At 53.1% G+C, this 14299-nt stretch carries 9 protein-coding genes; all 9 read right to left on the minus strand.

The window, feature by feature from the left end:
* Positions 1-8 precede the first annotated feature (8 nt).
* The 9 genes from SH302x_RS06690 to SH302x_RS06730 all read right to left on the minus strand — a co-directional run bounded on the left by SH302x_RS06690 (position 9) and on the right by SH302x_RS06730 (position 14222).
* On the minus strand, positions 9-1415 hold the full coding sequence (locus tag SH302x_RS06690) for a pilus assembly FimT family protein (RefSeq protein WP_479367956.1): 1407 nt from the start codon (positions 1413-1415) through the stop codon (positions 9-11).
* A complete protein-coding gene (locus tag SH302x_RS06695; protein ID WP_479367957.1) occupies positions 1415-2890 on the minus strand; it encodes a type II secretion system protein in 1476 nt (491 codons plus the stop codon). The genes SH302x_RS06690 and SH302x_RS06695 overlap by 1 nt, the downstream gene beginning before the upstream one ends.
* Before the next feature lie 82 nt (positions 2891-2972).
* Complete coding sequence (locus SH302x_RS06700) at positions 2973-4205, minus strand: type II secretion system protein (protein ID WP_479367958.1); 1233 nt, start codon at positions 4203-4205, stop codon at positions 2973-2975.
* 275 nt (positions 4206-4480) lie between these two features.
* Entirely contained in the window at positions 4481-5956 is a 1476-nt protein-coding gene (locus SH302x_RS06705; RefSeq protein WP_479367959.1) for a type II secretion system F family protein, read from the minus strand.
* 145 nt (positions 5957-6101) lie between these two features.
* Positions 6102-7820, minus strand: a complete 1719-nt coding sequence (locus SH302x_RS06710; protein ID WP_479367960.1) for a GspE/PulE family protein — start codon at positions 7818-7820, stop codon at positions 6102-6104.
* A 99-nt stretch (positions 7821-7919) separates the two neighbouring features.
* On the minus strand, positions 7920-9035 hold the full coding sequence (locus SH302x_RS06715) for a type IV pilus twitching motility protein PilT (RefSeq protein WP_479367961.1): 1116 nt from the start codon (positions 9033-9035) through the stop codon (positions 7920-7922).
* A 342-nt stretch (positions 9036-9377) separates the two neighbouring features.
* Positions 9378-11138: a GspE/PulE family protein gene (locus SH302x_RS06720; protein WP_479367962.1), complete on the minus strand. Its 1761-nt coding sequence runs from the start codon at positions 11136-11138 to the stop codon at positions 9378-9380.
* 111 nt (positions 11139-11249) lie between these two features.
* A complete protein-coding gene (mgtE, locus tag SH302x_RS06725) occupies positions 11250-12599 on the minus strand; it encodes a magnesium transporter (protein WP_479367963.1) in 1350 nt (449 codons plus the stop codon).
* Between the two features lie 555 nt (positions 12600-13154).
* Entirely contained in the window at positions 13155-14222 is a 1068-nt protein-coding gene (locus SH302x_RS06730) for a DUF3500 domain-containing protein (RefSeq protein WP_479367964.1), read from the minus strand.
* Positions 14223-14299 lie beyond the last annotated feature (77 nt).

Genomic DNA, 14299 nt, shown 5'->3' on the forward strand with positions numbered 1-14299 from the left:
GTGATTGATCATTGCGCCGTCGCCCCATCAGTAAAAGACAACATTCGCGAGCGATACAAAACCTCACCGATCGATCGGAACGTCGTCGCCGTCGGCAGCGTTCCGTCCGGTAGCGGCGTGTCATATGCAGAAGCTACCGTCGAGACCGATATCGAGCCCGAGCGAGGTGACACTCGAACCCAAGTGCTCGAACTATCGTTGATGTTCGCCGTGATACGCTCGGATTCCAAATTTCGCGGATAGATTGGTATTTGATTTGGCGTCAGCAGACCCGTGGCACTCGATTCGGCCACGCGCACGATCTGGTCTGTTCTGCCAACAAAAAGGTAAATGTCTTCATGCGCATCATACTTGTTGATCACCGGCAAGCCCGCAGTTCCCGATATGCCATTCATGATCACAGATTCCAACAAGCCAGTTCCGCCAAACACGATGTATACCGGACGCAATGCCACAGGCGATGGATCCGCAGTGGGTGAAATCCAATCGGATGCAAAGTGACGACGCGTATCACGACGATTGATGATTTCTTGGACCGATGCAATCGGCGAGGTCCAGCGTGTGTCCGACGCATATCCACTGAGCGACAAGTCAATGCAAGTGCCTCTTGGCATATCGATAATCTGAGACGCAATAGGCTGAGGCAAAGCTTGCACTAACATCCGCGTAGGTGCTGAAAATCCAACGGGAGGAATGGCTTGCACTGGGGGGCGAATGCTTTGCCGAGCAATGACCAATCCATCCACTTCCGCTTTCATCGTGGCAGGTACTGAAGAGAAATTATCGACAGTTATCAACTGATTGCCGCTGCCGTCCACGTCTCGGGTCTGGTCATTGTTCGCGTCGACGCTGACAACCATCAATCCGCGGTGCATTGCCGGCACATCGGGAAACTCAATCACCGCTCCTGGACGGACTGCTTGAGCGAATCGAGAGTCGTTAGCAACCGTAGAGCCCAAAGTTAGGATGCTACCGTTCACATTGAAGGTTACATTCTCAAAAACCAAAGGTGGCGGAGTCTCCGCCAGACTCAATCGAATGCAAGTGTTATACGCATCATAATTCCCCTCAAAATCGGTGGCCGAAGCCGTGGTTGAAATCAATGGAAAGTTGGCCGCTGTGATTGGTTGCGAACCATCGAATGCAGGATTGCGTTCGGCTCGCGACGACAATCGCTCCAGAACAACAGCCACTGGACGGCCACGAGCGATCGCTCGTGCTCGCGCGGCTTCCAACATGTTCTTGACCAGAATCGCACCCTGGCTCGTCTTACGTTGGCTCATAATGGTGCGCAGTGTTGGCAACGTGATTGCGGACAGCAGCGTTACGATACCTACGACCACCATTAACTCAATCAGCGTCAGCCCTCGTACTTGCGTACGCAACCGGATCGTTCGAAATAGTCGGTGACTCATTACAACGCTCCTCCTGTTTCATCGAAGTTTGTAATGTTGTCCGAAACGCTTTCGCGAATCGCTTGATTCAATCTTGCCGGAGATGTCTCTCGGTACAGCAATTCAGGTGCATTTACAAAACCACCCGAGTTGACGCCTGTAACCACATCTAACGTGTTATTCCCGTTGCCGTCGACGTCAGTGTTCAAAACCCCACCAAGTGCTTGGTTAACCCCGGCGATGTAACCATTCGTGGAAGACTGGCGTGGATGATAGGGGTCTGGCCATAGATAGGGACTGCCTCCGACTGTGATGATGGAGTCCGATTGCGAAAACAAAGGGGAAGGAACGGGATTGGTGCGTGCATTATTGCCAGTCCAGAAGAACCTCAGGCCAAACAGCCCGTCTTGTCCAGCCGACACAATCAAGGGTCGAAGCGTACCCAGCGGCAGGTCCGCTGCGTTATTGGTCATGTATCCCAAGTCCGCTTTGTTGGGATCGAAGGGATCTCCCCCATCAATCGTGCTGTTAACTCCACTGTTGTAATACTTCGCAAAAGGGTCCGGATTGTACCGATCAAGCTCGGCTGCATTCCCGAGAGAGCGTAAGCTTTGCAGTTGTGAGGTTTGGATATCATCGTAGTAGCCTGCAGGCCACCGCAGCCATTGAATCGGGCGTCCCCAGGCATCGACAAACTCTCTCAAGCCATCGCCGTCGGTATCCGCGATCTCTGAATTCGAGAACGCTTCAATGCCAAAGCTGCCTGCTACGTACGAGCTTTCCACAATCAGAAAAAGCAGTTCTGCATTGAAGTTCTGTTCGGTGAATTGGGTATCTGTAAAAATGGTTCCATTAAATGCTAACTGGGCGGGATTGGTTCCAGGGATAATCGCCCTGGCTGCAAGCATAGTTCTCAACTGCGCGTATCGTGCTGAGTCATCCAATGCCACGTTGACAGGAGCTCCCCCAAACGAATAGTAAGCCGAGAATATTGGCTTGGTTCGAAAAGCAAAACCACCGCCCGAAGCGGTAAACAAGTCACCTGGACAGTCGGGCATTTCAAATCGCATGAGATCACGCGTTAACTGCAGGCGAATGCGAGAGTGGATACGTGAGTCGCTCTCCGCGAGTCCCGAAACTGGATCGGTTAATAACGGTGTGAAAACAGGTTGTTTGGGAAGCGTTCGTCGATTGAATCCAAATGGTAGTGTGCCCGGGCTAATAATCGAATCGATTGCTGCATAACGATATTCTTCATATCGATCCTGAATAATCACGTCGATCTTACGAATCGTCGCTCGTGTTTTGGCGACGTTGGCGTCTTGTTGAGCTCCTCGCAAAGCAACCATGACCATGCTCATCAAGATGCCAGCGATCACCGCGACCACCAGCAGTTCGATCAACGTAAACGCCGGTCGCAGTTGTTTCCGGTTTTTTAAGAACCGGACCGCGTCGCCGCCGCTTCCATTTCGCCTATTTGTATAGTAATGAGACATATGTCACTCGATGAGATAAGTTGATCTGCCAAGCAAATCGATGTTACGACCAGCCCTCGTTGAAACGCATTTCAAAAAGCCGTTAAGGAGTCCCTGCTTCAAAAGTCGCCGCACTAAAGTTGGCCACGTTATCGACCATACGCGTCGTGTGCTGTGGATCGACGGCAGTCATGGCCACACCAAATGCTGGGGAGACTTTAAAGTTCTTGTAGATACCGCCAATCGATTCGCCCGAAGGGAAGCGAAACATGGTATCTGCCAAGGAGGCTGCTGGATCACTTGCACCACGCACTTCTCGCACCAATCGGCCACCGTACTTGCCATCAAGCCCTGGGCCCAAGATCTGGAACTTGGTTGGCTCCATGAATTGATATCGCTGGAAAGCAACAAAGCTGGCGGCAGTGGCCGTTGTTACGCCCGGTAGCAGCTTGCCCGTTGAGTTTGCAACGTCAGAGTAAACCGGATAGATAGCCCCGATCTTATTAAGATCGCTGGAGTCCTGTTGGTTGATTGGGCTTCGTTGATAAAAGTTGAAGTAGGGTTGCCCGCCTTTGTTACTGACATAGGTGCGACTGTCAAAGTAAACGTAAGGAGAACGATTCAGTTCGTCCGCATAATCCGACAGATACACCGGTAGCAGATCAGGCCCTTGGCTAGTGCCAGCCGGAGCGACGTTGCCAAAGAATTGCTCTTCATCTGTGCTAACCACTGGAACGTTCAAATCACCGGGGTTGATCGTAAGTCGCGAGATCTCGAACTCGAAAAAGACATTTTCGCGGGCCACGTTGTATTGCAGTTGCGTGCCCCAAGCGACGAACGGTCCGCCGCGGCCAGTAAACGGTCGCTTGGGATCCGAACTGAAACCACCCAAGAAGAATACTAGAGCTTCTGCAGGGTCCATTACCTTAAGGTTTGCATCGGTGTAAGTCCCCGGCGCGATCAGGGTGTCACTGCTATTGCGAATGCAGTAATTGAATGGCGTAGTTGCCCGTTGTGAGGCAGCTTCCACCGCTGGCGACGGATTAAGTAGTGCTAACTCCGAATCGAGTATATGTGGAAACGCATTGCGCAAATGACGCTGAAAAACGCCCCAGTCGCTGCCGTCTGGCGGATAATCACCGAACTTGTCACGGTATCGCTCGATCGCTCGTGCAAGCTCGTCTACTTCCAACTTGAGCGCTCCTCGCTTGGTGTTGTTGACGACGCCGCCAATTGTGGGAATCAAGATTCCTGCCAAGATCGAAATGATCGCAATGACTACCAGCAATTCAACTAGAGTGAACCCTGATCGTGATGAGAGGAACGAGCGTTTCATTGGAGCACTCCGTACTAGGTGCTGAACCAACAACCTGCCTCCACATTGGATTGGGTCTGTCAGTGCCAGCGATAAGGTTTCAAAAATGGTTCTGTTCAATCAATAAACTTTAGGTTCGCTAATCGCGTTCCAAATTCAACAAAGCAGAAGAAGTTCCCCCCTCCTCGCTGTCACTCAACTCCCCCGCAAGCGGAAGAATAAAGTGCTCTGTGGGCTATCACCGCATTGCCTCGTTGAACTATTGTTCGTAGTACCGGCTTTAGCCGGACGTGCATTTAGCCGCTCAACGTTTGGATCAGTTCAATCATCGGCAGGAACAACGCGATGACAATGAAACCGACAGCCGTACCAAGGAAGACCACCAACAGGGGCTCGACCAGCTTGGTCAAACCCTCGGTCAAGACCTTTACTTCTTCGTCATAGTTGTCCGCAACCTTGTACAACATCGTGTCCAGTTCGCCCGTCTCTTCACCGACGTCGACCATGTTGACCACCAAGTCGTTGATGACACGGGAACGAGTCTTGAGCATCCATAAGGCCAAACAAATACCAGCTCCAACCGCCATCACTTGCAGCGCCAAATTAATCAACGCCATGTCGGTGTTTTCCGTGGCTGCCAAAGGATCTTGCTTCTTGCCGCCTTTGCCAACACTGCGTCCGGCCGTCAAAGCAACTGACATAATCATCACTCCTGGAAACGATCCCATCAGCATCCAGTATAAAGCGGCGATGGGATGCATCCCCAACGTCGAGTGTTCTTTCATCGGCTTAGCGATCACTTCACCTTCGCGAATCGCTTCGATGACTTTATTGAAGATCCGTTCAAAGACCGCGTTGTTACTGGTTTCTCGCGTGATGTTCAAGCCTTCCAAGATCGGCACACCGCTGGTCACCAGGGTCCCTAGCGTACGCGTCGTTCGGGCCAAGATGTTTCGTTCCATCAACGATCCGAAAACGGGCACTTTGATAATGAATTGATCAAAACCCATCCGGCCATGCGTGAACTTGCGGCCCAGTTTAATAATCAACAGGTAAGTCACTGGAATCAAAATTAACATGAACCAATACTGGACCACATAGTCGCTGATCGCAATCAACAACTGCGTCATCGCAGGCAACTCGACTTCGAAATCTTCGAACATCTTTTTAAACTGCGGCACGATGAAGGCCATGATCAATGCCAAAATTGCGATCGCAACCAAGGTGACCACCACTGGATAGATCATTGCCCCGACGACTTTGCGTTTCAGCGATTGAGCTGCTTCCAAGAACTCGCTCAAGCGGCGCAGGATCGCTTCCAAAGCACCACCAGCTTCACCGGCCTTGATCATGTTGACATACAACCGCGAGAAGACCTTCGGTGATTTGCTAAGGGCCTCGGACAACGTCGAACCAGTTTCGATTTCATCGCACACATCCATCAACGCATTTTTGAGCTTGCCGGGCTTCTGGTTGTTCTCCAGAATCTTCAGCGAACGCAGAATCGGAAGCCCCGCGTCTTGAAGGATGGAAAGCTGACGAGTGAACGTTGCCAAGTGTTTCGCACCGCCACCGCCGATGGCAAAACTGCGTTTGCGTTTCTTGGGTCCTTTGGCTTTGGCTCCTGCGGCAGTTTTCTTGAGCGAGATCTTCGTAACGAAGTAGCCCATCTGCCGAATCGTAGTTTGCGCTTCTTCTTCGCTGGACGATTCAATAACGTCCTTGATCTCTTGACCAGTGCGGTCCATAGCCTCGAATTGATAGATTGGCATGGCAGTGCGTCCTGTTTACGATTCGGTCCTGTAGACCTGCGAATTGCTTTGAAAAGGTGTTGTTAGGTTTGTTGTTCGACTCCCCCGCCAGCGGGAGCGTCGGTCCAGAGTGGGCCGCGCCTCGGAAGGCTCAGCCACCCTTGTGTTATGCATCCAGTACGGTTTCACGGACGACTTCATCCGCCGTCGTGATTCCTTCAAAAACGAACTTCAGTCCATAGTCACGCAGCGGAATCATGCCGTTTCGCCTGGCCGCCTCGCGAATTTCATCGGTCGGTGCATTTTTCATAATCATGTCACGCATTTCGTCATTCATGATCAAGAGCTCAAACAGTCCCACGCGGCCTTTGTAACCTGTGTTGTTGCAGTTATTGCAGCCCGCGCCGCGATAGTAGGTGTGCTTGTCGTAATCTTCTGGTGGCACACCCAAGTCCAATAGCAACTCCCGCGAGACTTCGGTCGCTTCACGGCAGTTAGCGCAGATGCGTCGCACTAGCCGCTGAGCCAAAATCGCTTCGACCGTCGCCGTGATCAAGAACGTTGGAATCCCCATGTCCTTCAAACGAGTGATCGTGCTGGGAGCATCGTTGGTGTGCAGCGTGCTAAAGACCAAGTGGCCCGTCAGCGAAGCTTGAATCGCAATTTCCGCTGTTTCCAAATCGCGAATCTCGCCGATCAGGATAATATCGGGATCCTGACGCAAGATCGCTCGCAAGCAAGCCGCAAACGTAATGCCCACGTCGTGGTCAATCGGGATCTGAACAATCCCATCAATGTCGTATTCAACAGGGTCTTCTGTCGTGATCACTTTCTCGGTGATCTCATTCATCTCCGAGAGTGCCGAGTAAAGCGTCGTCGTCTTACCACTTCCGGTCGGCCCCGTTACCAGCACGATCCCGTTCGGACGCGTCATTACTTTGCGAAACTCAGTGATCGAATGCTCGTTCATACCGACCTTGTCCAGCGACAGCGATACCACGCTGCGGTCTAGCACTCGCATAACCACGCTTTCGCCGAACATCGTCGGCAGAATACTGACCCGCAAGTCGACCGGGTGACCACCGACCATCAACTCGATGCGACCGTCCTGTGGCAGTCGACGTTCTGCAATGTCGAGATTCGCCATCACCTTGATCCGCGTCGTGATCGCAAATGCCAAGTGACGCGGTGGCGGAACCATTTCATACAAGACACCTTCGGCCTTGATGCGAATGCGGAATTCGTCCTCGAACGGCTCAAAGTGAATATCGCTGGCATGGTCCTTGATCGCAAGCAACAACACCAAGTTCAACAATTTGCGCACAGGCACGCTATCGGCGAGTGCTTCGGCTCCATCCAAATCGAACGGACCGTCCATTCCGATCGCTCGAGCGGCTTCTTCCAACTCCGCGTCATCGGCCAGCGATTTGACCAGCTTCTCAACGCTTTCGGACTCCGAAGAATAGTAACGTTCGATGGCCGCCAAGATCGCACGCTCGGTCGAAACCACCATCTCAATATCGTATCCCAAGAACGTGCGCAGTTCGTCGGGAATGTTCAAGTTCTGTGGATCACAGGTCGCGACCGTCAGTCTGTTGCCATCAAAGCGGACAGGGATGACGCGGTACAGTTGCGCCATCGACTCGCTGATCTTATCCAACACGTCGGGAGCCAAGCTGGTACTCTCCAGCGGCACGACTTGCATATTCCATTGTTCGGCTAATGCCGTCGCAAGTTGGTCCTCGTTGATGATCGACATGTCCTCGGCCAACTTGCCCAACAAGATGCCGGGCTGCTGCTGCTGTTCTTCCAGCAACAACTCCAATTGCTTGTCGGTGATAAAGCCAAGGTCGACAAAGATTTGGCCGATGCGACGAGATGCCATGGTTCTGCGTTTCTTGGTGAGGATCTATTAAATAAAAAGTGGTTTAGCCGGTTCAAAGTCATGCGTCCGCGTGCAATGGCTGCGGCAAGCGTCCAAGGCCTACTCGCCTTCGTCTTCATCGATCTCCGCGCCATCATCCTCCAGGCCGCGTCGAGCGTTCACAATGCGTTTCGCTAAATCATCGGGACGATGCGATTTGGAAAGCACATCTTCCACGGTGACCAAGCCGTCACGCCATAGTTTAAACAGTGCATCATCCATCAGATTCATCCCGAATTTTGCCCCGGTCTGAATGGCCGAGCTAATTCGGAAGGTCTTGTTTTCGCGGATCAAGTTCGCCACGCCCGGCGTAACAATCAAAACCTCGTAAGCCGCCACACGTCCACCGTTGACTCGTGGCAACAGCGTCTGGGCGACCACGCCTAAAAGCGAAGAGCTAAGCTGTGTGCGGACCTGATCTTGCAAGTTCCCAGGGAACGCATCGATGATTCGGTTGACGGTTCCTTGGGCACTGTTGGTGTGCAGTGTGCCGAACACAATATGGCCCGTTTCCGCCGCACTAATCGCCGCTTGAATCGTCTCCAAGTCGCGCATTTCACCAACCAGGATACAGTCGGGATCTTGACGCAACGCACGCCGAATCGCTTCGGCAAAACTTGGCACGTCGACACCGACTTCGCGCTGGTTAATCGTCGACTTCTTGTGCTCGTGATAAAATTCGATCGGATCCTCGATCGTAATAATATGGTGATCGTGGGTTTCGTTTAGGAAGTTGATCAAGCTGGCCAACGTCGTACTCTTGCCGCTGCCCGTCGGTCCAGTGACCAATACCAGACCACGCGGACGCTGTACCATTTTGACTACAGCTTCGGGTAACCCCAACTGCTCAGGCGTCAGTTTATCGTTGGGGATCTGCCGCAGAACCATCGAAATGAAGCCGCGTTGCTTGAAGATCGACACGCGGAAGCGGGCCAGCTCGCCAAACGCGAAACCGAAGTCGGAGCTACCGGTTTCCTGCAGTTCTCTTTGGCATCGTTCCGGAGCGATACTCTTCATCAACTGAACCGTGTCGTCCGCTTCCAACGTCTTAGTATCCAGCTTGCGCATTCGGCCATGCAAGCGAAAGACGGGAGGTTGGCCGACGACGATATGAATGTCGCTTGCCCCTTGTTTAACTGCCGCTGAGAGCAGTTTGTCAATCAGAACTGTTGCCATAAGTTATTTCTCAAGGTTTGCAGGCCGCCGAGGAGGGCTCGACGACCCGCAAACGTAAGTTAAACGGAGATGAGATTGGCACAGGAAAGCAGGCCAAACACGGAGAACTGGTCCTTATGCCACCAATATTGTAGTCCACATCGCGACGGAACTCCAATTATTGCCGAATTTTAGGTCATTAGCGGTTTGGTAGGGCACCACCGCTTACGGCAATTGGCTCCATCGGACCCAGCCTGTGACTTGGCCGGGCCATTTTCGGCTCGCTGGAGACCAGTCGGCCGACTAACGATTGACGGCGATCTGCCCATGCGGAAGTTCCGCTGGCGTCGCTCAAACCAGCCCCTAGGCCTTCGCCCGGTACTCGCGGATCAGATTTTCCATCGCTAGCGGTTCCTGTTCGGTTCGTTTGGCCGTGTTGTAGACCTCGTCAAAGGTGGTGATACCAGCCAGGATTTTGCGGATACCATCGCAGTAAAGTGTTGTCATGCCGGTCTTTATGGCTTCCGTTCGCAGTGCCGCCCCGGACGCTTCGCGGAACATCATTTCGCGGATGCGGTTGTTGACAACCATTAGTTCGTAGATCCCGATTCGGCCACGATAGCCTTTCTTTTGGCAGTACGAGCACCCTTTACCGCGCGAAAACTTGCCGTCGCGAGCAAGGTCTTCTGGGATTCCAGCCTCTTCGAGCATCGCGGCGGTCGGCTTGTACTCGACCTTACAGCGTGTACAAATCTTGCGCACCAGGCGTTGCGCGAGCACCGCGACCACACTACTTGCCACCATGTACGCCGGAACACCCATGTCGGTCATGCGCGTCACAGCACTGGGCGCATCGTTCGTATGTAGCGTACTAAAAACCAAGTGTCCAGTCAGGCTGGCCTGGATACCCATCTGCGCCGTCTCCGTATCTCGCATTTCGCCGACTAGGATGACGTTGGGTGCTTGTCGCAGCATCGCACGGATAATGCGAGCAAAATCCAGCCCGATGTTGTGGCGAACCTCGACTTGGTTGATCCCTGGCAAGTAATACTCTACAGGATCTTCAGCGGTGATGATCTTGCGATCAGGTCGGTTCAGCGCATTGAGTGCAGCGTAGAGAGTGGTGGTTTTTCCGGAACCGGTTGGGCCGGTGACCAGGAAGATGCCGTTTGGTCGCCGGATCAGTCCCGAGAAGATCTTGAAGTCATGTTCGGCCAGCCCCAGTTGCTTGACCCCTACCTTGATATTGTCCTTGTCCAGAACGCGCATGACCGCCGATTGTCCGTGGTTGGTCGGAATGATGCTGACACGAAGGTCCAGTTCTTTCTCGCCGACGGTAATCTTAATGCGTCCGTCTTGAGGTCGACGGCGCTCGGAAATGTCCATTTTCGCCAGAATCTTGATGCGTGACATAATCGCACCCAGCAAGCGGCGGGGCGGGCTGTCGCGTTCCACCAAAGAGCCGTCAATTCGATAACGGATGCGAACACGGTCCTCAAACGGCTCGACGTGAATGTCAGAAGCACGCAGTTGGACGGCCTCCTGAATCATATAGTGAACCAGACGCACCACGGGGGCACTGTCTTGGTCCATGTGGTCGTCCTGGACCAGTTTGTCTTCTTCGGTTTCGGTAAAATCGATTTGCGTATCGGTGAATTCTTGCAACATCGAGTCAGCCGATTCGCCTTCGGTCTGCCCGTAGTACCGGTTAATCGCTTCTTGGATGTGTTCTTTGGCTGCCAGGGCCGTGTCGACTTTGCGGTTGAGGATAAACCGCAGACCTTCGATCTTTTCCAGGTCAAAGGGGTCCGAAACCAAGACGCGGATGGTGTCGTCCTCTTCGGCAAACGGAATAATGCGGTTTTCGCGGGCGACCGATTCGGGCACTAATTGGATAACCGCGTCATCGATGCGAATATTGGGCAGATCCACATATTCGAAGTTGTGGAACTCCGCCAGGGCCATCGTAACTTCTTCGTCGGATGCGTACCCTAGACCAACCAGAGCGTCCCCCACCTGCTTGTCGTCGCGGGCGGCCATGCGTTCGGCTTCGTGCAGTTGTTCTTTGGATATGATACCGCGTGCGATCAACAAATCCGTGTAATCTTGCATGGTCTTGCTCATAGGTTGCTGCCTGCAGAGGAAGGGAAAAGAGTTTGCCTAGGGGTATTTCGAAGTAGTATATTCTAATTCTAGTTGCGTTTGGCTGCGGGCGCTTCGAAATTTCAGCCCTTTTTATGTCAGCAACAAAATGGCCACGTTCAAATAGATCAAGATACCCAGGATGTCAATAATGCCCGCGACAAATGGGTTGCTCATCAATGCCGGGTCCCAGCCTAATTGCTTGAAGACCAGTGGCAGGATGCCGCCGATGCTGGTACCGGCGATAACGACGCTGAGGATCGTAATCGGAATGACGAGCGCCGCGTAGACCGACGGCGCGATCAGTATCGCGGTGACAAAACCGAATGTGCCTAGCAAACTGCCCAGCAGCAGTCCCGTCGCGATTTCGCGTTTGAGGATCTTCCACCAGTCAGAAATCTCGACGTCTTTGGTGGCCAGTGCCGTAATCACTAGCGTCGACGATTGGCTTCCGCTGTTGCCTCCGCTGCTGATAATCAGAGGAATGAAGGCGACCAGCCAAGTGAAACGCACGAGTTCCGCGTCATATTGGTCGAGCATAAAGGCGGTCAGCAAAGCGAAAAAGAACAGCAAAATCAGCCACATGCCCCGCTTCCATGACAGCGTCAGGACGTCGGTTCGCATATAAGAATCAGGCAGCGGTTCTACGGCCGCGATACGTTGCAAGTCGTCAGCGGCTTCTTCATGGATGACGTCGATAATATCGTCGTGTGTGATAATGCCCAGCATATGCCGCTGGTCGTCAACCACGGGAATAGCCAGCAGATTGTATTTTGCGACCTTCCTGGCGACTTCGCCTTGGTCATCTTGAGCCTGGACGCAGACCAAGTCGGTTTCCATCAGTTCCGAAAGCTTGGTATCCTGCCGCCCAATCGATGACAGCAAAGATCGCGCACTGACGATGCCTCGCAAGTGATCTGTTTCGTCGACGACGTACAAATAGTAAACCGTCTCAAAGGATTCGGCTTCGCGTCCCAGTTGTTCTAACGCTTGCCTCACCGTCAGTCCTTCGGCTAATCGGACCGCTTCGGTGGTCATCAGGGCGCCGGCTGTCCCTTCCTTGAAGGTTTGCAGGCGACGGATATCGCGGCGGACAGTGGCTGGCATCAGCATCAAAATCTCGTCGACGCGATCTTCGGGCAGTTCTTGAACCAAGTCGACGACATCGTCGGCGGACACTTCGGTCAGCAGATCTGCAACTTGGCGTGCGTCTTGGTCATTCAGCAGTTCGACCTTGCGATCCCATTCGAAATAGCTGAAGATTTCGGCGCGTAGAGGTGCTTCGGCAAACTGCAAAACTCGCCAGAGCTCATTGTTTTCCAGCCCTTCCATGAACTCGGCCGTCCGCGCAGGGTGCAGAGCGGTGCAGAACTCACGAAGCTCGATCTCATTGGTCTCTGAGAGCATTTCGCGAAGTTCTGGCAGGAAGAGCGTGTTGACCATGGAGTGGCATTCTGGCTGAGACGTCGAACGTGGAGAAGCATGGAGTTTACGTCACAAGCGATGAATGTGCGAGCCGAAAGAAGGTGCGACATCACGAAGTAGGCCGGTAACCAGGTCGCTTGGTTGTTGCCGGAACTGCGCAAAGCCTCCAGGGAATAGTTTGTTGAACCAGTGAAGTTGACTGGTTTTTTGCGACCGAAGTTCCGGCGCAGGAGTAGGCATTGCTTGTTCCGGCCTACGGCAACTGCTACTTTCGCCTGCGCCTAACGGCCCGCGGTTAAACGAAGAGCTGCGACATCGCGGCGTAGGCCGGTAACCAGGTCGCTTGGTTGTTGCCGGAACTGCGCAAAGCCTCTAGGGAATAGTTTGTTGAACCAGTGAAGTTGACTGGTTTTTTGCGACCGAAGTTCCGGCGCAGGAGTAGGCATTGCTTGTTCCGGCCTACGGCAACTGCTGCGTTCGCCTGCGCCTAACGGCCCGAGGTTAATCGAAGCGCTGCGACATCGCGACGTAGGCCGGTAACTAGGTCGCTTGGTTGTCTGCGGACCATGGAGACTAGCGAGTGAGATAGAAATCGCCATCTGCATCGCGCCAGACGCAGTGGATATGGTTGGCCGGATTGCCTGCCGCGTCGGCTTGCGTATTCACAAACTCGATCATAAAAGTAGGCCCTTGGACGATGTAATAATGCCCAATCCCGGTCTCTGTACCGCCTGCCCACGCAAAGTGGATTTTGTCAAAGCCCGCTTCATCGATCTTCTTCCAACGCTCGGCAGCGACATTGTCCAACATGCTTTCGGTATACGTTGAAATCAGTGTCTTTAACGTCGCCTTTTGAGCGTCGGTCAATTGTGATGCGGAGATACCCTTGGGCTCATGGAATTCTGCGTGAGGCACGTCCGTATAATGGATTTCGGGTGGCGATTCTTCTGCAAAGATGGCGACCTTCTTTTGCTTGTCGTCCAAACTGGCAAGCAAGTCGTAGGCGAACTGCTCTTCTCCCTTGAGCACGCGCATGCCCTTCTTAAAAGTCTCCGAGTAGTCCGCTTGCAACGTAGCGGGGTTCGTGGCAAAAAATTGAGGTGTTGATTCAACAATCGCTCCATCCTTCATGACAAAGTTTAGCGATACATGGTGCCCTTCAATGCTCAATCCCCAAATTTGTGAGGCTTGAGGTTGGCCGTAGACGGTAAAGTAGTATTTGTTGGGGTCACGCCACTCTTCTTTCCCTGGCCCTTCCAATTGCCGCAGCAACGTCTCCAAGGACATGATTGAAGTCGCTTTGGTGTAGCCGACCGAACTGAGTACATTCTTCATCAATGCAAAAGCCGCTTCCTTTTGCGATTCGTTCATTTCGCGAACAGGCAAACCTTTTCGAGTGGGCAGCGGAATAAATGCCCACTTGGTGCGTTCAGCGGAGTCGTAAGCGAGAACCGCTTTGGCCAACGAATCGCCAGAAAGTGTCGCGAGAAATTTGGAAGCTGATGCTTCGAGGGTCTCGGCTGCTGGCGATTTGTCTTGTGCTAGGTAGAACGTAGCGTTCTGGGAGTTCGCCAGATAAATCGCCGAGCCAGTCAGAGTGCAGCCAGCCGCTAATAGCAAAAAGGTAGGTAGGTTTCGCATGGTGAGTCTATGGTGGGAAGGAAGAACGAGTTCGAATCCAAGCCCCCCAGTATACCAGAAATCACCGCCAAAGTCAG

The sequence above is a fragment of the Njordella calcicola genome (genome assembly GCF_056494125.1).